Source organism: Cellulosimicrobium cellulans, from assembly GCF_024124905.1.
GTDB classification, from domain to species: domain Bacteria; phylum Actinomycetota; class Actinomycetes; order Actinomycetales; family Cellulomonadaceae; genus Cellulosimicrobium; species Cellulosimicrobium cellulans_G.
The window spans coordinates 471752-492240 of sequence record NZ_JAMXST010000003.1; the positions used below are offsets into that span (position 1 = coordinate 471752).

Sequence of the window (20489 nt, forward strand, 5' to 3'; positions counted from 1 at the left end):
GAAAGTTGGACTCATGACCACGGGTAGGTGGCGTCGGCGACGCCGCGCGACCGCTACGGCGGCCCTCCTCGGCCTCGCCCTCGTGACGGCGGGCTGCGCGTCCGGCCCGGATGCTCCGTCGACGGACACGCTCGACGTCGTCACCACGACCGGGATCCTCGCCGACCTCGCGCGCAACGTCGCCGGGGACCGCGCGGTCGTGACGTCGCTCGTGCCGGAGGGCGGGGACCCGCACTCCTACGAGCCCTCGTTGCGCGACGTGCGCGACGTCGTCTACGCGGACGTCGCCTTCAGCAACTACATGCTGCTGGAGGAGCACAACATCATCAAGATGCTCGACTCCAACCTTCCCGAAGGGGTCCCGAACGTCTCGCTCGCGGAGTCGGCGGTGAAGTACGCGGCGGAGATCATCCCCCTCGTCGAGAACGTCAACCTCGACACCATCTGGCTCGGGCTCCGCGTGAGCGGCTCGGGCACCGAGCACGGCGCTACGCGGTCCTCGGACGTGCACCTCAGCGCCACCGGCCTGGAAGGGCCCGGCCAGCTCACGGGCTACCTCACGGAGACGTTCGGCCAGCCACGCACCTACTTCGACTCGGCGGACGGGTTCGACGCCGGCGACGGGTACGCGGCGGACACCGTGACCCTGCCCACGAACGCCCACACCCACATGAGCTGGACGTTCTCCGAGCCGGGCGTGTACCGACTGACGTTGAGCGCCGCGCTCGCACCGACGCCGGACGCCCGTCCGGTCGGCATGGGCACCTCGACGATCACGTTCGCGGTCGGGGTCGACCCGTACTCGGTCCCGGGGATGGAGGACGCGGCGGTGCTCGCCGGCGGTCACGCGGACGTGTCGGTCGAGCTCGACGACGGGCGGGTCGTCCTCGCGGCCGACGACGAGCACGACGTCGGAGGTCACCACCACCTGCACGACCCGGCCGAGACGGTGATCTCCGTGCCGAACAAGGCGCTCGCGCCCGTGCCGGCCGGTCAGGACTTCCGCTTCCTGGGCAAGGCGGGGGAGCAGATCTACCAGCTCCCGCAGGCCGTGCTGGGCAAGCACGTGCACGGCGAGATCGACCCGCACCTGTGGCAGAACGTGCGCAACGCCGAGGCGTACGTCGAGATCATGCGGGACACGCTCGTCGACGTAGACCCGGACGGCGCCGCAGAGTACCGCGCCAACGCCGCGGCGTACCTCGAGACGCTGCAGGAGACAGACCGGTACGTCGAGGACACGATCGCGTCCATCCCGCGCTCGCAGCGCTACCTCGTGACGACCCACGACGCCTTCGCCTATCTGGGTGCGGCGTACGGGATCGAGATCGCCGGGTTCGTCACGCCCAACCCCGCGACCGAGCCGAGCATCGCCGAGCGGCGCAAGCTCACCCAGACCGTGCGCACGCTGCAGGTGCCCGCGGTCTTCCTCGAACCCAACCTCATCGCGCGCTCGTCGGTCCTCACCGAGGTCGCGAAGGAGAACGGCATCGAGGTGTGCCGCATCTACTCCGACGCGTTCGACCGCGACGTCACGACGTACGTCGAGATGATGCGCGCCAACGCGGACTCGCTCAGACGCTGTCTCTCCTGAACCACCCACGACCACGCGAGTGCCCGACCCATCGCGGCACCCTGCTAGCACGAAGGATCACCCATGAACACCCGCACCACCGACCGGTCGTACGCCGACGCGTCGTCGCACGGCACCGCGCGACGGCCCGCGCTCGTCACCCTTGCCGTCGTCGGCGCACTCCTCGTCGGCTCGGGGGCGTCGGCACTGCCCGCCGACATCGAGGACGATCCGGCGCTGCAGCAGACCGTCGAGGGCAACGAGGCGAGCGTCGAAGGGCGTGAAGTCATCACCGACGGCCACGTCGACGTCGGCCCGCGCTTCCTCGACGACACGTGGACGCTCCAGGCCCGGGACGACCGGGCCGTGCCACCCGTCTGGCGGTTCCCCGACGAGACGGTCTTCCACGTCGTCGACGAGTCGATCCTCGAGGCACCGGACAGCGAGGACTACGCCTTCCTCGGCGTTGAGCCAGGAGCGCTTCTCTACGTCGTGCCGCAGGCCCAGAACCAGGCCGTCGTCTGGCTCGGCTGGAACACCCAGGACCCCGAGGTGACGCAGCGCATCGACCGGGGCGCGACTCTGCGCCTCGACGGGGTCGAGGGGCCGGGTTCGTTCTTCCTCTTCCTCCAGGAGGGGGTGACGGGCCCACCCAACGTCCTGTGGAACTCGGGGACGGCGTACCCGCAGGATCTGTGGATGGACGTCAACACGCACGTCCATGCCAACTGGGTGTTCACCGAGCCCGGCGTCTACACGCTCGACGTGACGATGCTCGCCGACCTCACCGACGGGACCCACGTCGAGGATCCCGGCGTCCTGCGCTTCGCGGTCGGCACCTCCACCGACCCGCAGACCGCTTTCCCCGCCGCGAACGAGGAACCGGCCGAGGGGACGACAGAGCCCACCACGGACGCCCCGGACACGGAAACCGACCCGGCGGACGACGCCGACGAGGCGGACGAGGTCACCGACCCCGAGAGCGAGGATGCGTCGGCGTCCGGCGTGGCACTCTGGGTCGGGCTCGCGGCGCTGGTGCTCGTGGCCGCCGTCGTCGTGACGGTCGTCCGGGGCCGCCGCGCTCGCGCGCTCGCCGAGCAAGAGGCTGACGGCGGTGACGCCCACGCGGGGTCCGCCGACGGCGCGAAGGACCGCTCGTGAGCGCGCCGGCCGTTGCGGACACGACGTCGTCGACCACGAGAGAAGGCAGCGGGGGTGTTCCGGTGCTCCGGGTGCGCGACGTGTCGGTCGAGCTCGGGGGCCGGCTCGTGCTGCGTGACGCGAGTCTCGACGTGGGTGCCGGCGAGCTCGTCGGGCTGATCGGTCCCAACGGCGCGGGCAAGACGACGCTCCTGCGGGCGGTTCTCGGTCTCGTCCGACGCAGGTCGGGCGAGGTCCTCGTGGACGGCGCGGGCGGGCGTTCCGCCTCGGCGGGGATCGGGTACGTGCCCCAGCGGCACGAGTTCGCGTGGGACTTCCCGATCTCCGTGGAGGACGCCGTGCTGTCCGGGCGGGTGCGGAGCATCGGCTGGTTGCGCAGGGCCGGTGTGGCGGACTACCGCGCGGTGCGTGAGGCGCTCGACCGCGTGCGCATGACGCACCTCCGCCGGCGCCCGGTAGGGGAGCTGTCCGGCGGCCAGCGCCAGCGGGTCCTCGTCGCTCGCGCCCTCGCGCTGCGGCCCCGCGCGCTGCTCCTCGACGAGCCGTTCACCGGCCTCGACGTCCCGACGCAGGAGCTGCTCACCGACCTGTTCGCCGAGCTCGCGCGCGAGGACGGCCAGGCTGTGCTCATGACGACGCACGACCTCGTAGCGGCGATGCACGCGTGCACGCGTGTCTGCCTGCTCAACCGCACCGTCGTCGCGACGGGCACGCCCGCGGAGCTCGCGGACCCCGACCTGTGGATGCGCGCGTTCGGCATCTCGGCGTCCTCGCCGCTGCTCGCCTCGCTCGGGCTCGCTCCCGCTGCCTCCACCTCCGCTGCCCCGACCCACGAGAAGGAGGCGGACGCGTGATCTCGATCGGGGACTTCGTCCAGGACCTGCTCAATCCCGACCTCGCGTTCCTGCCCAAAGCGCTCCTCGTCGCCGTGATGTCGAGCGTCGTGTGCGGCGTCATCGGGTGCCACGTCGTGCTCCGCGGCATGGCGTTCATCGGCGACGCCGTCGCGCACGCCGTCTTCCCCGGCCTCGCGGTCGCCTTCGTGCTGCAGGGCTCGCTGGTCCTCGGCGGCGCGGTCGCGGGCGTCGTCACGGCGGTCCTCGTCGCCGTGTTCTCCCAGAACCGGCGGCTCAAGGAGGACTCGATCATCGGGGTCTTCTTCGTCGCCGCGTTCGCGCTCGGCATCGTCGTCATCTCGACGGCACCCGGGTACGCCGGGTCGCTGCAGCAGTTCCTCTTCGGCTCGATCACGGGCATCCCCGACGAGGACGTCGCCGTGGTCGCCGTCGCGGGGACCGTCCTGCTCCTGCTCGCCTTCCTCCTGCACAAGGAGTTCGTCGCGGTGAGCCTCGACCGGGAGATGGCCCGCTCCGCCGGCCTGCCGGTGTTCTGGCTCGACCTCGTGCTGTACGTGCTGGTGACGATCGCGATCGTCATCTCGGTGCAGACGATCGGGAACATCCTCGTGCTCGCGCTGCTCATCACCCCCGCGGCCGCGGCGCGGCTGCTCACCGACCGGCTCGGCGTGATGATGCTCCTCGCGCCCGTGATCGGCGGCGGCTCGGCCCTCGTCGGGCTCTACCTGTCGTGGAGCCTCGACCTGCCCGCGGGCGGCACGATCGTCCTCGTCGCGACCACCGTCTTCCTGCTCGCATGGTTCCTCGCCCCGCGCCACGGCCTCCTGGCACGCCGCCGTGCGCACGCGTCCGCGCGCACGCCCGAAGAGGAGGCGGGCGGCCTGGCTCAGGCCCCCGGAGCGTCGGACGACCGAGAACCCGCGACGACGGCGCCGTAGGTCGCGCGCCGCGTCGACGTGGCCGGTCGCCCGCCCATGGCTCTGGCGAGCGGTGCCCGCTTCGTCCGCACGGTGAGACGTGAGGGCCCAGGGATTGCGCAGACGCTAACTGAGAATCATTATCATTAATGCTCGCTCAGGGTGAGCGGGCTGGACAAGGAGACGACGATGCATCGGATGCGTACGGCAGGGGGTGCCCGGACGGGCGTGACGGTTCTGGGCACGGTCCTCGGGACGGCGGTGGCGACCGTCGGGCTCGCCTCGGCGCTCGCCACGTCGGCGGCGGCCGCCGACCGGACGAGCGGACACTTCGACGTGGCCGCGGAGATCGAGTGCGACGCGAACGGCGAGGTCGTGGATGTGCACGCGCACGTCCACGAGCACGTCGGTGGCGCGCACGTCGAGTTGCCCGTGGGTGACTGGCTGGCCTTCACGGGCGGCGGCGCGAACGGCCCGTCGGTCGGCTTCGCCGTGGAGGAGGACGCGACGTGCGACCTCTCCGAGGTCGAGTTCACGGCGAACACCCTGGCCGCGTCGAGCACGGGGACGTCGCTGTCGGCGAGCGGGCTCGCGGGCGTGTTCTCGGCGAGCAAGACCGCCTCCTCGGGATCGGTCACGCTCGGAGCCGGCGGTCACGAGGACGTCGGGTGGTCGTTCGCCACGACTGGCACGTACGTCCTCACGTTCGACGTGAGCGTCGACGGCGTGCCGTGGGCGACGTCCGAGGAGCTCCCCCTCAAGAGCTCCTGACGGGTGCACGTGCGTGCGGGCGGGGCGCTGTGCCCCGCCCGCACGCACGCCTGCCGCGCTCCGCCGGAGGGAGGCGTCGGCGACGAGGCTCGCGAGCGCCGGCCCGGCGGGTGCCGGACGTGAACGGATGGACGACGCGTCGACGCACGGCGCGTCCCGACGAACCAGGACGGACGAACGCAGTGGGACGACAGATGACAGGACGCCGGACCCCGGCCGGGCGAGCGGCGCGCCGCGCCGCGGTGGCGGGAGTGCTGGCAGCAGGAATCGCCCTGCCCCTCGCTCCGGTGGCCCACGGCCTCGACGGGGCGGGCGCGCTCGCCCCGGTCCCCACGAGGGCTCCCGTCCTGATCGACGAGGGGGTGTCGTTCCTCACCGCTGCGTACGCGGACGGCCGGACGACGATCGACCTGGGACACGGGCCGACGACGACCACCGCTCCCAAGGACGTGCAGTCCCGGTACGGCGTGGAGGACGTCGTCGTCTCCGTGCCCCGCCCCAAGCAGGGCATCGTCCCCGCCGACGCGACGTGGGCACCGCTGGGACCGGAGGGGACCACCGTCTACGGGACGCAACGCTCCGTCCCGGCGAGCGGCTTCGAAGGCACGGCCGCGACGATCGTCCTGAGCACCTACGGGATGTCGCGGACCGACGTCGTGGCCGGCGGGGTGCGCTGGGTGGTCGACGACGTCGAGGGGGGCGGCCTGGTCGCGTTCGGCAAGCCCGGTGTCTTCATCGAGGGCACGCCGGCGCGAGGCTGGTACGCCGCACACGACATGGCTGCCCCGTTCGAGCCGTTGACGATGAACCCCGGCCAGCACTCGACGTCCGACTCGGTGTACTTCACCGAGCTCGGGCTCCACTGCGTGCACCTGCGCGCCGAGATCACCACGACCGGCGGCGAGGTCGTCTCCTCGGAGCCGGTGACGCTGCGGGTCGCGGTCGGCAACGTCCCGGACGCCGCCACCGCAGAGTGCGGGGCCGCCGTCGACCCGGGTCAGCCGGTGCTGCCGCCCGAGGGCGAGGAGCCCGTCGACCCGGTGGATCCTGTCGACCCGGTGGACCCCGTCGAGCCAGGTGACCTCACCGACCCGCGCAACAACACGGTGCTGCCGCCGACGCACACGGACCTCTCGTTGCGTCCTGGCGACGACGCGCTGCGCCTGCTGCTGCGCGAGTCGACCACGTCGTCGGAGACGTGGCACGAGCCGGCCACGACGGTCGTGCACGTCCCGGACGCCGCGCGCGTCACCGTGCCCGAGCCGACGGCCTCGGCGGACTCGACGTTCCTCGCGCCCGCGGGCGAGACGATCTACCGGTTGCCCAAGCAGCCCAAGCCGAACATCGCCTGGCTCGGTCTCGCGTCCGAGCACTTCGACGCGACGGACTACGAGCGGCTGCCGAACCTGCGCGTCGTCTCGGTGACCGGGCTCGACGGCGGTGCGGCACCGGGTGACTTCTTCTTCGGCGCGGACGAGGCGTTCGTGCGCTCCGGAGCGGCCCCGTACTTCTCGACGAAGCAGGGGCTTCCGCAGGCGCACCAGGCGCTCCCGCCGAGCCTCGCGCACAAGCACCTGAGCTGGGACTTCACGGCGCCCGGGACGTACTGCGTCCGGATCACGGCCGATGCCACCCAGACGGACGGCACGCGCGTCGGCGACGACACCGTGCTCACCTTCGTCGTCGGCGGGAGGTCGTACGACCCGACCTCGGCGCCCACGTGCCTGCAGTCGGACGTCGACCGCGCCGTCAGCCACGTCGTCGCCCCGGCCGAGGCGCCGGCCGGCGAGACGGCCGTCATCGAGGAGCCCCGCTACCTCGAGCACGTGCACTTCGCGCATCTGACGCCGCGCCTGACCGACGCCGGGCTGGACCTCTCGCTCGTCGAGGGCGACCGGGCGTCGTCGGGCGTGCGCCACGACCTCGCCGACGTCGTCGTCGCGACGGGCGACACCGTGCACTCCCTGTCCGTGGAGGCCCTGCGCGAGGACTGGCGCGACGCGGAGGAACCGTACGTGCGCGGCTACGAGCTGCGCGCGCAGTCCGCGGCGACGAACGACCTGAGCCTCGACCTGGCCGGCCTCGACCCGGCCGCCCTCGACGGCGACCTCACCTGGACGCTCGACGACGTCGACGGCCCGGGCTCGTTCCTCGTCGTCGACGAGTGGCAGTCCCTCGTCCCGGGGCACAAGGGCGCCCTGCTGTCGACGCACGCGGACTACCCGGCGACGTCGACGACGGTGGCTCCGGGGGCGGCGAACCTGCTGCGCTGGAGCTTCTCCGACGCCGGACGGTACTGCGTCACCACGACGCTCTCCGGCACGACGGCGGCCGGAGAACCCGTGGCGAGGACCACGACTCTCACCGTCGCTGCGGGTGTCGACCCAGCAGGCGTCGAGCCCTGCGAGCCGGCAGACCCCACGGATCCGACCGACCCGACCGACCCGACCGACCCGACCGACCCGACCGACCCGACCGACCCGGCCGACCCGACCGACCCGGCCGACCCGGTATGGCCCGTCACTGACCGGACGGTCCTGAGCAGCGGGCACGTCGACCTGCTCGCGCGCGTCTCGGCCCACGCGGCGGGCACGGTGCTCGAGACCGTCGTCCGCGACGACTCCGTGGTGCCCGCGCTGGAGCACGACCTGGACGAGGTCGTCCTCGACGTCCCCGAGGGCGCCCGCCAGCAGGTCCCCGCCGACCCTGCCTACGCGTTCCTCGGCGAGCCCGGCGACCCGGTGTGGCTCCTGCCCGAGAGCCCGCGGGCCGACCTCGTGTGGCCCGGGTGGAACCTCGACGCGGCCGAGGGCTCCGGCGCGAACGCCGTGCGCTGGGACCTCGACGACGTGCGCGGGCCCGGGTCGTTCACGCTCTACGACTCGGCCGGCGACGACTGGGGCGCGCCGCGCGTCCTGCTCGACGGCGCCGAGCACGCGTCCCTCACGTACGCGGAGCACGCGCACGGGACGTGGGCGTTCGCCGCCGCGGGCGTGTACTGCCTCGACGTGCGCCAGACGGCGCTCGACGCGTCCGGAGCGGAGCTCCCCGGTGCGACGGACGGCGGGACGCTCGTGCTCGCCGTCGGGGTCGACGCCCGGCGCGTCGACGAGCAGCACTGCGGCATGACGGCCGACGACGTCGCCGTGGGGCCGACCGACCCGGGTGGCCCCACGGACCCGGGCGCCCCGAGCGAGGACGACCTCACCGATGCCCGCCGCGGCACCGTGCGCGTCGAGGGCGAGTTCTCGCCCGGCGACACGGTCCCGGTGTCCGTGGGTCCGGAGGCGGCGGGCGAGACCGTGGCGTCCTGGCTGTTCTCCGACCCGGTCGCCCTCGGCACCGCGGAGGTCGCGGCGGACGGTACGTACACGGTCGTGCTGCCCGACGACGTCGCGCTCGGTGCGCACCGCCTCGCCGTGACCCAGGCCGACGGCTCGCTCGTCGGCTGGACGCCTCTGAACGTCGTCGCTCCGGCGGTCGACGACCCGGTCGACGACCCGGTCGACGACCCCACGGACGGCCCGACCGACGGCCCGACCGACGTGCCGAGCCCCGGCACGTCCGGCGATGGTGCTGGCGGCACCGCCGGCGCCGGGAACGGTGCGTCGGGCATGAGGGGTGGGTCGCTCGCGACGACCGGTCTCGACGCGGCAGCCGCAGCGGCGACAGCCCTCCTCGTCGCGGGACTGGGAACGCTGCTCGTCGCCTCTCGCCGCCGTCTGGCGCCGGCGCCCGGGCGGGAGCGCGCACCGCTGCGCAGGTCCTGAGCGCCACCCCTGCGTCGCGCCGGTCCCGGGTTCACGTCCTGGGCCGGCGCGACGTGGGCGACGTCGTCGCGTGCGCCTGCTGCGCTACCGGCCGGGCAGCCGACCGAGATCGTCCGCGGTCACGGCTTCTCCGGGCCGCAGCGGGCACGCGTCGAGCAACGCGCGCACGCGGGCGTCGTCCATGCCGGCCCCGAGGCACACGAGCCGGCTCGTCCCGTCGCCCGGGCCTCGGCGACGCGTCCAGCGCACCTGCCGACCCACGACCTGCAGCGTGAACGAGGACGCGCTGTCGGGCCCGGCGATGCGCACGACGCCCTTGGCGCGGAACAGGCCGGGCGGTCGCGGGTCGAGCAGCGCCGCGAGGCGCGCGGGGTGCAGCGGGGCGTCGGCGACGAGGTCGTGCGCGGTGTAGAGGTCGTGCACGTGGGTGTGCCCGTCGTGCCGATCGGAACCGTGGGGGCCGGGTCCGTCCCCGGTGGTCACGTAGCCCTCGCTCGCGAGGGCGAGCGACGGCTGCCACGGGGCGGTGCGCGGCGCGGGGTCGTCGAGCACGAGACGCGGGTCGAGCCGACCCTCGACGGTCCGCACGAGCGGAGCGGCAGCGTTGAGCCCGCGGCACCACGCGGTCGTCGCGTCGAGGTCGGGTGCGGTGTCGGCCTTGTTGAGCACGACGACGTCCGCCGCCGCGACGTGGCGCGCCAGGCGGGGGTGCTGGGCGAGCGTCGTCGGCCCCTCGGCGGCGTCGACGACGTGCACGAGCGCGGACACGCGCACGTCGGGGTGCAGCGCGACGCGCCGCGCGAGCGTCACGGGCTCCGCGAGGCCGCTTGCCTCGATCACGACGGCGTCGACCCGTCGTCGTGCGCGGGCGAGCCGCGTCAGCAGGGGTGGGAGGTCGTCGTCCTCGGCGGCGCAGCACAGGCAGCCGCCCGCCACGCTGTCGATGCTCTCGGTGCCGCCCTCGACGAGCAACGGGTCGATCCCCGTCGGGCCGAAGTCGTTGACGACGATCGCGAGCCGACGCCCGCCGGCACGGGCGAGCAGGTGGTTGACGAGGGTCGTCTTGCCCGTCCCGAGGAAGCCCGAGACCACGAGCACGGGGAGCGGTGCTCTGCGTGGTCGGGATGTTGGGGCCGTGCTCATCCCGCGCACGATAGCGCGCCGTCGAATCGGTGCACAGTGATGGCGAGGAGATAATGAGAATGATTCCAGTTTCTGTTACGGTGTCGCGCGGAGCCGCCTCGCGGCCACGTCCCCTGCACGGAAAGGAGTGGTCGTCGCGTCCGATCCCGCGACGACCGACCACGCATGACCCCCTCAGCACGCACCCGGACCCGGAGCCTGACGGCTCTCGGTCTCGTCCTGCCGCTCACGTTCCTCGCCGCCTGCTCGTCGGGCGAGACCGACGCGGAGCCCGGTGCCGACCAGGCCGCGACCGAGGAGGCGACGAGCGCGCCCAACGAGGCCGCCACCGTGACGCCGCGGCTCGCCGTCACGTACGACGGCGGCATCCAGGTCCTCGATGCCACGACCCTGGAGGTCGTCGACGACATCGAGCTGGACGGCTTCAACCGCCTCAACGGGGCGGGCGACGGCCGCCACCTGCTCGTTTCCACGTCCGGCGGCTTCCAGGTCCTCGACGCCGGCACGTGGGCCGAGCCGCACGGCGACCACTCGCACTACTACACGGCGGACCCGGAGCTCACCGACACGGTGTTCGAGGCGGAGAAGCCGGGCCACGTCGTCGTGCACGACGGCCGGACCGCCCTCTTCGACGACGGCACCGGCCACGTGACCGTCCTCGACTCCGCCGCGGTGGCCGACGACGCTCGCGATACGCGCGAGCACACGACCCCCGAGGCGCACCACGGCGTCGCGATCGAGCTGCACGACGGCACGCTCGTCGTGTCCGAGGGCACCGAGGACGCGCGCACCGGCATCCGCGCGCTCGACGCCGATGATCGCGAGATCGCGGCCTCCGACGAGTGCCCGGGCGTCCACGGTGAGGCCGTCGCGGCCGACGACGCCGTGCTCGTCGGGTGCGAGGACGGCGTCCTCGTCTACAAGGACGGGCAGATCACGAAGGTCGCGAGCCCTGACGCATACGGCCGCATCGGCAACCAGGCCGGTTCCGAGGCGTCGACCGTCGTCCTCGGCGACTACAAGTCCGACCCGGACGCCGAGCTCGAGCGCCCGACGCGCGTCTCCCTGACCGACACCGCGACCGGCGAGCTGACGCTCGTCGACCTCCCGTCGAGCTACACCTTCCGCTCGCTCGCGCGCGGTGACGACGGCGAGGCGCTCGTGCTCGGCACCGACGGGCAGATCCACGTCATCGACCCGGAGACCAAGGTGCTCGTCCGCTCGATCCCGGTCATCGAGGCGTGGGAGGAGCCGGACGAGTGGCAGTCCCCGCGCCCGGCGATCTTCGTGCTCGACGGCTCGGCTTACGTCACGGACCCGGCGAACAAGGCGATCCACGCCGTCGACATCGAGACCGGCGAGGTGTGGAACAGCGTCGACCTCGACGTCGAGCCCAACGAGATCAACGGCGTCTCCGGTGCTGCCGCGACGAGCGACACCGCGCACGAGCACGGCGACGAGGGCGAGCACGCGGAGGAGGGTCACGAGCACTCCGAGGGCGAGCACGCGGAGGACGAGCACTCCGAGGACGGCCACGACCACGAGCACGCCGACGAGGAGACGGCCTCGCAGGGCTGACCCGACCGGGGCCCGCACGGTGCCGACACGCCGCGGTCCGCCCTCCCGGGGGCGGGCCGCGGCGTCAGCGTGCCCCGGAATCCCGTGAGATCCTCGGGCGTTGACCGAGCGGGAGGTGGGTGTCGTGCAGAGGATGACGCGCCAGCGGGCGGCACTGCTCGAGGCGATCGAGGAGCAGGAGGGCTTCCGCAGCGCGCAGGCGATCCACCAGGACCTGCGGGCCCGCGGCGATGCCGTCGGGCTCGCGACGGTCTACCGGGGCCTCCAGGCGCTCGCGGACGCCGGCGTGGTCGACAGCCTGCGCACCGCCGAGGGCGAGAGCCTCTACCGGCGCTGCGCCCGCGCGGAGCACCACCACCACCTCGTGTGCCGCTCGTGCGGCCGCGCGGAGGAGATCGACGGTCCGAGCGTCGAGTCGTGGGCGCGGAGCGTCGGCGGGACGCACGGGTTCGTGGACATCGAGCATGTCGTGGAGCTCTTCGGCACGTGCGCGGAGTGCCGGGCTCGCGACGGACAGGCGCGCTCCGATCGCGCCTGACGGCCCTGCGCGCGGGGCTCACGGCGCGGCGCGCCGGACGCGATCGGCCCGAGAAGTCGCGCGAAACTCCGCGTGTTCCCTAGTGTTGTCCCCGGTGCACGGCCTCGCGGCTGGCACACTGAGACCGTGACGACGGGTGGTGACCACCGCGCGTCGTGAACCGAAGAAGGGATTCGCATGTCGCTCAACAAGTCCGAGCTCGTCTCGGCCATCGCCAGCAAGGCCGACCTGTCGAAGGCGGACGCCGAGAAGGCCCTCAACGCCTTCCAGGAGGTGCTCATCGAGTCGCTGGGCAAGGGCGAGGCCGTCAAGGTCACGGGCCTCCTGTCCGTCGAGCGCGTCGAGCGTGCCGCCCGCACGGGCCGCAACCCCCGTACGGGCGAGGAGATCTCGATCCCGGCCGGCTTCGGCGTGAAGATCAGCGCCGGCAGCCTGCTCAAGAAGGCCGTCGCCAAGTGACGTCTCGCTGACCGGCCGCTGCCGGTCCGGTCAGCAGCACGAAGGCCCGGAACCCCGTGAGGGGCTCCGGGCCTTCGTCGTCCCCGTTCCCCGCCCCAGCGCCGAACACGACATGAGGGTCGCTATGCGCCCGATAACGACCCTCAGGTCGTTCTCGACGCGGGGTGGAGGCGTGTTCGGCGCGAGGGGTGGGGGGCCGGGGGGTGGGGGGTCAGGCGTGGACGACGTTCGCGAGGATGCCGTGCTGGGTCAGGCGCGTGCCGATCGCCTGGTCGACCTCGGAGAACGCCTTGTTCGAGCGGGCCACGCCGATGGCACCGGCCATGGCGCCGTGCCCCGTCGGGCGGTCGATGCGGGCGACGAGCTGGTCGCCGTGGAGCATGAAGTCGACCGTGAAGACGAGGTGCTGCGCCTTGCCGGCGAACGCGCCGAGCCAGAACGTCTTCTGCTTGCTCCCGCGCTCGGCGGCCCACTGGCCCGTCGGGCGCGTGGTGACGGTGAAGCCCTGCTCCTGGAGCGCGGCGTGCAGGTGCTGCTTGGCGACCTCGGGGTCGCCGGACAGGAAGTAGTCGACCGTGGCCATGCTGGCTCCTCGTGGCGTTCGTGGCTGGCTGTGACGGGGTGTGACCGCTGTGTCGCCGCCGCTCGGGCGGACGGCCCTCGGGATGCTACCGCCCGCCCGCGTCCGCCCGGCGAACGTCTTGAGAATCGTTCTCATGAACCGCTAGGCTGGGCGTACCACCCACCGGAAGGACTCCCCATGGCCGTGCCCAAGCGCAAGCTCTCCCGCTCGAACACCCGGGCTCGTCGCTCGCAGTGGAAGGCGCAGGTGCCGGAGCTCGTCACCGTCGTCGTCGACGGGCGCGAGGTCACCCTCCCGCGCCGCCTCGTCGCGGGCGTGCGTCGAGGCTACGTGACGCTCCCGGAGTGATCCCGGTGCCCGACGGCGCGTGCCGCCCCGCGCCGTCGGCCCGCCGTGGCAGCATCCTCGGGTGAGCGAGCCGAGCCCCGACCCGACGTCCGGCCCCGTCCCCGGGCGCGGGGAACGGCGCGAGCAGACCGGGTGGTCGCGCGCCGACCTGCACGGGCACGGCCACGCGCACGGGCCGGCGGCCCCGGCGACGCGGCGCGTGCGTCTCACGCTCGCGGCGTTCCTCGTCCCCGCCCTGCTCGCCACGCTGGCCGGGCTGGTCGCGCTGTGGCCCGCGTCGGCGGACGTCCCGGACCGCATCCCCGTCGCGGCCGAGGGCAGCTCGGTCCTGCGCGCCACGGTCACCGGGCCGATCGACGCGGAGACCGGCGAGGTGCCCGCCCGCCTCGACGCCGGTTCCCGCGCGGGCGGCGAGGACGTCGGTGGCGACGCCATCACCGTCAGCGCGCCGCCCGAGTACGTCGCCTACGGGTTCGACGAGGGTGACCGGCTTCGCGTCCTCTACATCGCCGAGGCCGTCGGGGCGGGCGCGAGCCCGTACGTCTTCATGGACTTCGAGCGCGGGCTCCCCATCGGGATCCTCGCGGTCGCGTACGCCGTCGTGGTGCTCGCGGTCGCGCGCTGGCGGGGCCTCGCGGCGCTCGCCGGGCTCGCGGGCGCGTTCGTCGTCATCACCTGGTTCACCCTGCCCGCGCTGCTCACGGGCCAGGACGCGCTGGGCGTCGCGCTCGTGACGTCGTCGCTCGTCATGTTCGTCGTCCTCTACGTCGCGCACGGGTTCACCGCGCGCACGTCGACGGCGCTGCTGGGCACGCTCGCCGGGCTCGCGCTCACGGCCGTGCTGGGGTGGTGGGGCTCGGGCGCGGCCAACATCACGGGGCTCACCTCGGAGGAGTCCCTGTGGATACCCCAGTACGCGCCCGCCCTGGACATCCAGGGCGTGGTGCTGTGCGGCATCGTCCTCGCGGGCATGGGTGTGCTCAACGACGTGACCATCACCCAGGCGTCGGCGGTCTGGGAGCTGCGGGCGGTCGCGCCGCTCGCGACCCGGCGCGAGCTGTTCGCGCGCGCCATGCGCATCGGGCGCGACCACATCGCCTCGACCGTCTACACGATCGCCTTCGCCTACGTCGGCGCGGCCCTGCCGCTGCTCATGGCGGTCTACCTCTCCGACCAGAGCCTCGCGACGAGCCTCACCTCGGGCGAGATCGCGGAGGAGGTCGTGCGCACGCTCGTCGGCTCGATCGGCCTCGTCCTCGCCATCCCGATCACCACGGCCATCGCGGCGCTCACCGTGCCGGGCACGGCGTCCGTGGGGTCCGTCCCCGTGGGTAGGGTCGAGGTCCCCGCGGCCTGACGACGGCCCGGCGGGACGACGGGAGGACGACGGTGACGGGGACGACGAGCGGCCGAGACGGCCGGGACGGCCGGAGCGCAGCGGTGCTGGGGCCGGGAGGGGTCGGTGGGCTGGTCGGCGCGCTGCTCGCGCGGTCCGGGGCCGACGTGACGTTCCTCGCGGGGGAGGCCACGGCGGCGGCGCTGACCGAGCACGGGGTGCACGTGCGCAGCCGGCAGGTCGGCGAGCTCCACGTCCCCGCGCGGGCGGTCACGCGGCTCGACCGGCGGGTCGACGTCGTGCTCGTCGCGGTCAAGCAGACCGCGCTCGACGACGCGCTCGACCGGGTGCCGCCCGAGGCGCTCGGCGACGGCGTCGTCGTCCCGTTCCTCAACGGGCTCGACCACCTCGACGTGCTGCGCGCACGCTACGGGACCGAGCGCGTGCTGCCCGCGACGATCAGCGTCGAGTCGGCGCGCGTCGCCCCGGGGGAGATCGAGCACACGAGCGCGTTCGTCGACGTGGGGCTCGCGCCCGGCGCCGTCGAGCCGGAGCGCGTCGAGGCCGTGCGGAAGCTCCTCGACCGGGCCGGGATCGAGACGAGGGTCCACGCGGACGAGACCGCGCTGATGTGGGCCAAGCTCTCGTTCCTCGCCCCGTTCGCCCTGCTCACGACGACGTACCGTGCCCCGATCGGGGACGTGCGCACCGCGCACGGTGCCGAGCTCGAGGCGCTCGTGCGCGAGGTCGCGGCCGTCGCCGCGGCGAGCGGGGCACCGTCGGACCCCGAGCGGACGCTCGCCCGCTACGAGCGCTTCGCGCCGGAGGCCAAGTCCTCGATGCTGCGGGACGCCGAGGCCGGTCTCCCGCTCGAGGTGGACGCCATCGGCGGCGCGATCGTCCGGGCCGCCGACCGTGCGGGCGTGGACGCGCCGCTCACGCGCGCGCTCGTCGCCGGCCTCGGCGGCTGACGGCGGCGTCCGCCGGGAGCCTTCACCGGACCGCCACGCGACCCCCTGTGGACGCGTCCCCAGGCGCCTCACAGGTTCGCCAGGATGTCCGTCATGAGAGAGCCGTGGGTCGACGTCGCGCTGGCGCGGCTGCCCGAGACGCGTTCCTGCCCCGCGTGCGCCGCGACGCTGCGGTCGTCCCGCTGCGACCGGTGCCTGCTCGACCTCACCGGCCCGCTCGCGTTCGAGGTCGCCGCGGCGTCGAGCGAGGCGGCCGACGCGCTCTCGCGTCGCCAGGTCGCCCTCGACGCCCTGCGCGCGGCCCAGCCCGAGGCCGCCGCGTGGGCGGCCCGTACGGCCGCCGCCCCGCCCGGAGCCCGCGCGGTCCCCGCCGGCCCGCCCGGCGCGATGCGCCCGCTCGACCCGACCGGCCGCGGACAGGCGGGCCCGCGCCCGCCCGCCGTCGCGCCGGTGGCCGGGACCGTGGCCGGCACCGTGCCCGCGCCCGGGCCACGCCGTCCGGCGCCGGTCCGTCCCTCGCTGCCCGGGTCGCCCGGGTCGCCGGCCGGGTCGGTCCCGCCCGCACCCGCGGGGTCGCGCGCCGCCGTCGTGCCGGGCGCGGCGCCGTCGCGCTCGGTGGGTCTCCAGCCCGTCCTCGCCGGGGCGGGGGCGGGACTCCTCGCCGTCGCGACGGTCGTCTTCGTGTTCTTCACCTTCGCGGACGACCTCGCCCTGCGCGCCCTCGTGACGGGGGTCGTCACGGTGCTCACGGTCGGGGTCGCGGTGCTCCTGCGGTCGCGCGGCCTGCGCTCGTCCGCCGAAGCCGTCGCGGCGCTCGCCGTCGTGCTCGCGGTCGTGGACGTCGAGCTCGCGCTGAGCGCGTGGGGCCTCGACCGCGTCGGCACCGCGGCGGCGCGCGCGTCGCTGCTCGCCGCGGTCGTGGCCGGCCTCGGCGTGGTCGGGGACCGGGCGCGCGTCCGGGCGTGGGTGACGAGCGCCGTGGTGCTCGGGCCGCTCGTGCCGCTCGTCGCGGCGCCGGCCGCGCAGGCGCCGTGGGGCTGGGCGGCCGCCCTCCTCACGACGGCGTGCCTCACGGCGTTCGCCGCGCCCGTCGCGGCGCGCTCCGGCGCGCGGGCCGGCAGCGCCCTCCGGGGCGAGCAGGCGCTGCTCGGCGTCGTGCGCACGGTCGCCGTGCCGCTCGCCGTGGTCGTCGGGCTGGCCGTCGCCGCCCCGCCGGGCCTCCCGACCGGCTCCGGGGCTGCCTTCGTCGCGCTCGGCGCCGCGCTCGCGGCCGTGCTCCTGCGCGTCACGACCCGCGAGCGGCGCTGGTACGCGGTCGGCGGCGCGACGGCCGTCCTCGCGGGCGCGCTGCTCGGGATCGGGGGTGACGTCGCATGGCTCGGCCTCGTCCCCGCCCTCGCGGCCGGCACGTGGCTCCTCGTCCTCGCGCTCACCTCGCCGCGTGCGGTGTCCGGCGTGCTCGGCTCCCCGGCCCCGGCGGTCGGACGGTCGGACGCCCTCCTCGGCGGCGCGGTCGTCGCCCTCGTCGGGGCCGGGCCCGCGCTGGCCGTCGCGGGGGTGCGCGCGGCGGAGGTCCTCGTGACCGGCACCGCCGGGACCGCCGCGACGCTCGACGACGCGCCCCTCGGCGTCGGGGTCCTGTCCGCCGGGCTGTGGGGGGAGGGCGTCCGCGGCGGCACCGTCGGCGCGGCGCTGCTCGACGGGACGCTTCTCGGCCTGCTGTCCGCCCTGGTCGTCCTGCTCGTCGCCGCCCGGCTCCCGCTGCGCACGCCCGTCGCCGTGCCGTTCCCGCGCCTCGCCGGGGCGCGACGGCTCGGTGCCGCCCCCGTCGTGCGGACGGGGCGCGCGCTCGGTCCGTGGGTGCTCCTCGCGCTCGTCGTCGCGCTCGTGCTGGACCCGCGGCTCGCGGGCGTCACCTCGCTCCTGCTGCTCGCGCTGCTCGCGGCCCTGCTCGTCGTCGCGACCGCCCGGCCCGTCACGACCGCTCCGCCCGACGGGCACCGGGCGGGCCTGGCGGCCGGGGCCGGCGACCCGGGGGTCGGCGCCGGTGGCGCCGCGCCGGGCGCGATCGTCCGCGCCGTCCGACGAGGGCTCGGTCGTGCCCTGCGCCCGGTCGCCGGGGCGCTCCCCGCCCCCCGAACCGTCCTGCGGCACGGTGCCGTGCCGGTCGGACGGGCCGAGGCGCGCGTCTGGTACGCGGCCGCCGTCGCGGGCGCGATCGTCGCCGTCCTGCTCCTCGTCGCCGGCTCGTGGGTCGCACGCCCGACCGCGACGGCCGGGGCGGTCGTCGTCGGCGGGCTCCTGCTCGCGGCGCGGGCCGCCGCGCCGCGCGCTCTGCACGCCCCGCTCGTCGGCACCGCCTACGGCTACGCGCTGCTCGTGGTCGGCGTGACGCTCGCGTGGAGCGGCGCCGGGACCGTCGCGGTCCTGTGCGCGGTCTCCGGGGTCGCCTCGCTCGCCGCGCTCGCGGTGACGCTCGTCCCGCGCGTCGACCGGGACTCGTGGTGGGCCGTGCTCGGCGTGACCGCGGTGCCGTTCGGCCTCGGCGTCCTCACGGTCGTCGACGAGCGCAGCTGGTGGTCCGTCGCCGCGTGCGCCGCGATGCTCGCGCTCGAGGTCGTGCTCGTCGGCTCGCGGCGGCCCGGGTCGGTCACCGCGCTGCGCGTCCTCGCCGCGGCGCTCGTCCTGCCGACGGCGGCCGTCGCCGTCGTCAGCGCGGGCGCCCTTCTCCTGCCGGGCAGCGGGTCGCCCGTCGTGCTGCCGGTCGTCGCGCTGCTCGTGGCGACGGCGCTCGCCGCGGCCCGCCCGGTCACGGCCCGGATCCACCTGGCCGCCGGTCGCGTCGCCGTCGAGGCGAGCGCCGCGCTCACGGGGGCGATCGCCGTCGGGCTCGCGTTCGGGCGCCCTGCCGCCGGGCCCACGGTCGCGGTCGCGGTGCTGCTCCTGCTCGCCGTGGGCGCCGGCCTCGCCGCGCGCGACCGGGACCGGCGCGGCGAGTGGTGGCTCGCCGCCGCGCTCGCGACCGCCGCGCTGTGGACGGCGCTCGCCGCCGCGGAGGTCGGGCTCGTCGAGGCGTACACCGCGCCGCCCGCCCTCGCCGCCCTCGTCGTGGGGGCGCTGCTCGCACGCCGCGGGCGCCGGTGGTGGGAGCTCGCGAGCGCGGGGCTGGTGCTGCTCGTCGTGCCGTCCGTGCTCGCCCTGGGCGCGGCGCCGGGCGCGGGCGACGTCCGGGCGCCGCTCCTCGTCGTGGCCGGGGCCGGGTGCGTCCTCGCCGCGGTGCTGCTGGGCCGCGGGACCGGCGAGGGCGGCTGGCGACGCGCCGCGGCCCTGCGGCTCGCGGGCGCGGGAGTGCTCGCGGCGACCGGCGGGACCGTCGAGTCGCTCCACGTCGCGCACGCGCCGGGCGGCGGCGCGGTGTTCCTGCTCGGGTTCGCCTGGGCGCTCGCCGCGGGCGGGGTCGCGCTCGGCGCGGGCCTCGTGGGCGCCCGGGTGGTGGCGGGTGGCCGGGGCCGGGGCGCCGACGTCGCGCGGCGCTGGGCCGTGGCGCCCGCCGCCACCCTCGCCGTGGTCGGGGCCGTCGCGAACGTCCGGCCGGTGTGGGGCGTCATCGCGACGGTCTGGCTCGTCGAGGTGGCCCTGCTCGCGCTCCTCGTGGTCGGGGTGCGGCGCGCGGTGCGCGGTCGGCTCGACCTCCCGCCCGCCTGGTTCACGTGGTCGCTCGCGCTCGTCGCCGCGATCGGCGCGTGGTCGCCGCGCGAGCTGCGCGTCGAGGTCTTCTCGGTCCCGCTCGGCGTCGGCCTGCTCGTCGCCGGGTACCTCGCGCTCGCGGCCGGCACGACGGCGGTGCCCGGCACCTCGGGCGGCACGGCGGGCGACGGCCTCGGTGCTCCGGGCGGCCCGGCCGGGGCGGCCCGCCAGGCGGGGGCGCAGGCGAGCGCGCCGCCGTCGCTCGCCGGGTGGCCCGTCGGGTTCGCCGGGTCGTGGCGGACCCTCGCCCCCGGCCTGCTCGCGCTCCTCGGGCCGTCGGTCCTCGCCACGTACACCGACGCGCGCACCTGGCGGGCCGTGCTCGTCGTCGTGCTCGCGCTGGCCGCGGTGCTCGTCGGGACGCGCAAGCATCTCGCGGCGCCGTTCCTGCTGGGAGTCGCGGTGCTGCCGGTCGAGATCCTCGTCGTGTTCGTGTCCCAGCTCGGCACGCGCATCTCCGCCGGACCCTGGATGCTGACGCTCGCCGCGGCCGGCGGCCTGCTGCTCATCATCGCGACGTACTACGAGCGCCGGATCGCCGCGTACGACGGCGCCGCGGCGTACGTGCGCGACCTCCGCTGACGCAAATCCCTACCGACTGGCCCGTTTTCGCGCCGCGTGGCCCATAATGATCGGGGCCCGCCGCGTGCCGGCGGGCGAATCGGCAACGGAGGAGCAGGGCGAGGCCGCGACGGCACACGGCAGTGTCCGCCGGCGCGGTCGTGCCCGGGGGACAC

At 75.0% G+C, this 20489-nt stretch carries 15 protein-coding genes; 13 read left to right on the top strand and 2 right to left on the bottom strand.

The genetic code is table 11. The annotated features are described in order from the left end of the window. The first annotated feature begins 13 nt into the window (after positions 1–13). From NHH00_RS10845 to NHH00_RS10870, 6 genes are all read left to right on the top strand, one after another. Positions 14–1594: an anchored repeat ABC transporter, substrate-binding protein gene (locus NHH00_RS10845; RefSeq protein ID WP_253051974.1), complete on the top strand. Its 1581-nt coding sequence runs from the start codon at positions 14–16 to the stop codon at positions 1592–1594. A 63-nt stretch (positions 1595–1657) separates the two neighbouring features. Then, positions 1658–2734 (top strand): choice-of-anchor M domain-containing protein, encoded by a 1077-nt coding sequence (locus tag NHH00_RS10850; protein ID WP_253051976.1) that lies wholly within the window; start codon positions 1658–1660, stop codon positions 2732–2734. A 71-nt stretch (positions 2735–2805) separates the two neighbouring features. Further along, a complete protein-coding gene (locus NHH00_RS10855) occupies positions 2806–3588 on the top strand; it encodes an anchored repeat-type ABC transporter ATP-binding subunit (RefSeq protein ID WP_253051978.1) in 783 nt (260 codons plus the stop codon). After that, positions 3585–4529 carry an anchored repeat-type ABC transporter permease subunit gene (locus NHH00_RS10860; protein WP_253051980.1) on the top strand — a complete coding sequence of 315 codons (945 nt, stop codon included), beginning with the start codon at positions 3585–3587 and terminating at the stop codon, positions 4527–4529. Before NHH00_RS10855 ends, NHH00_RS10860 begins: the two co-directional genes overlap by 4 nt. Before the next feature lie 168 nt (positions 4530–4697). Further along, a complete protein-coding gene (locus NHH00_RS10865) occupies positions 4698–5279 on the top strand; it encodes a hypothetical protein (RefSeq protein WP_253051982.1) in 582 nt (193 codons plus the stop codon). Positions 5280–5473: 194 nt separating this feature from the next. After that, positions 5474–9049 (top strand): choice-of-anchor M domain-containing protein, encoded by a 3576-nt coding sequence (locus NHH00_RS10870; protein ID WP_290445163.1) that lies wholly within the window; start codon positions 5474–5476, stop codon positions 9047–9049. Between the two features lie 84 nt (positions 9050–9133). Here the strand turns inward: NHH00_RS10870 and NHH00_RS10875 are convergent, their stop codons facing one another. Next, on the bottom strand, positions 9134–10192 hold the full coding sequence (locus tag NHH00_RS10875; RefSeq protein ID WP_253051984.1) for a CobW family GTP-binding protein: 1059 nt from the start codon (positions 10190–10192) through the stop codon (positions 9134–9136). A 165-nt stretch (positions 10193–10357) separates the two neighbouring features. On the opposite strand from NHH00_RS10875, the gene aztD reads away from it, so the two are divergent. The 3 genes from aztD (at position 10358) to NHH00_RS10890 (ending at position 12767) form a co-directional block, all read left to right on the top strand. Then, the gene (gene aztD / locus NHH00_RS10880; RefSeq protein ID WP_253051986.1) at positions 10358–11770 is read left to right on the top strand and encodes a zinc metallochaperone AztD; all 1413 of its coding nucleotides are present in this window, start codon (positions 10358–10360) and stop codon (positions 11768–11770) included. A 124-nt stretch (positions 11771–11894) separates the two neighbouring features. Further along, complete coding sequence (locus tag NHH00_RS10885) at positions 11895–12308, top strand: Fur family transcriptional regulator (protein ID WP_308202292.1); 414 nt, start codon at positions 11895–11897, stop codon at positions 12306–12308. A gap of 177 nt (positions 12309–12485) precedes the next feature. After that, positions 12486–12767, top strand: a complete 282-nt coding sequence (locus tag NHH00_RS10890; RefSeq protein ID WP_087470693.1) for an HU family DNA-binding protein — start codon at positions 12486–12488, stop codon at positions 12765–12767. A 211-nt stretch (positions 12768–12978) separates the two neighbouring features. On the opposite strand, the gene NHH00_RS10895 is transcribed toward NHH00_RS10890, so the two are convergent. After that, complete coding sequence (locus tag NHH00_RS10895; RefSeq protein WP_253051988.1) at positions 12979–13350, bottom strand: hypothetical protein; 372 nt, start codon at positions 13348–13350, stop codon at positions 12979–12981. A 177-nt stretch (positions 13351–13527) separates the two neighbouring features. Here NHH00_RS10895 and rpmF point away from each other — a divergent pair, with 177 nt between their 5' ends. From rpmF to NHH00_RS10915, 4 genes are all read left to right on the top strand, one after another. Next, positions 13528–13698, top strand: coding sequence for a 50S ribosomal protein L32 (rpmF, locus tag NHH00_RS10900; protein WP_154797174.1), 171 nt, complete (start codon positions 13528–13530; stop codon positions 13696–13698). A gap of 61 nt (positions 13699–13759) precedes the next feature. Beyond that, positions 13760–15055, top strand: coding sequence for a YibE/F family protein (locus NHH00_RS10905; RefSeq protein WP_253051990.1), 1296 nt, complete (start codon positions 13760–13762; stop codon positions 15053–15055). A gap of 32 nt (positions 15056–15087) precedes the next feature. Beyond that, the gene (locus tag NHH00_RS10910; RefSeq protein ID WP_253051992.1) at positions 15088–16005 is read left to right on the top strand and encodes a ketopantoate reductase family protein; all 918 of its coding nucleotides are present in this window, start codon (positions 15088–15090) and stop codon (positions 16003–16005) included. A gap of 93 nt (positions 16006–16098) precedes the next feature. Beyond that, positions 16099–20334 carry an SCO7613 C-terminal domain-containing membrane protein gene (locus NHH00_RS10915; RefSeq protein ID WP_253051994.1) on the top strand — a complete coding sequence of 1412 codons (4236 nt, stop codon included), beginning with the start codon at positions 16099–16101 and terminating at the stop codon, positions 20332–20334. Positions 20335–20489 lie beyond the last annotated feature (155 nt).

Coding starts and splice junctions, on each gene's coding strand:
- NHH00_RS10845 (WP_253051974.1), top strand. CDS start 14: ATGACCACGGGTAGGTGGCGTCGGCGACGCCGCGCGACCGCTACGGCG.
- NHH00_RS10850 (WP_253051976.1), top strand. CDS start 1,658: ATGAACACCCGCACCACCGACCGGTCGTACGCCGACGCGTCGTCGCAC.
- NHH00_RS10865 (WP_253051982.1), top strand. CDS start 4,698: ATGCATCGGATGCGTACGGCAGGGGGTGCCCGGACGGGCGTGACGGTT.
- NHH00_RS10870 (WP_290445163.1), top strand. CDS start 5,474: ATGACAGGACGCCGGACCCCGGCCGGGCGAGCGGCGCGCCGCGCCGCG.
- NHH00_RS10875 (WP_253051984.1), bottom strand. CDS start 10,192: ATGAGCACGGCCCCAACATCCCGACCACGCAGAGCACCGCTCCCCGTG.
- aztD (WP_253051986.1), top strand. CDS start 10,358: ATGACCCCCTCAGCACGCACCCGGACCCGGAGCCTGACGGCTCTCGGT.
- NHH00_RS10890 (WP_087470693.1), top strand. CDS start 12,486: ATGTCGCTCAACAAGTCCGAGCTCGTCTCGGCCATCGCCAGCAAGGCC.
- NHH00_RS10895 (WP_253051988.1), bottom strand. CDS start 13,350: ATGGCCACGGTCGACTACTTCCTGTCCGGCGACCCCGAGGTCGCCAAG.
- rpmF (WP_154797174.1), top strand. CDS start 13,528: ATGGCCGTGCCCAAGCGCAAGCTCTCCCGCTCGAACACCCGGGCTCGT.
- NHH00_RS10915 (WP_253051994.1), top strand. CDS start 16,099: ATGAGAGAGCCGTGGGTCGACGTCGCGCTGGCGCGGCTGCCCGAGACG.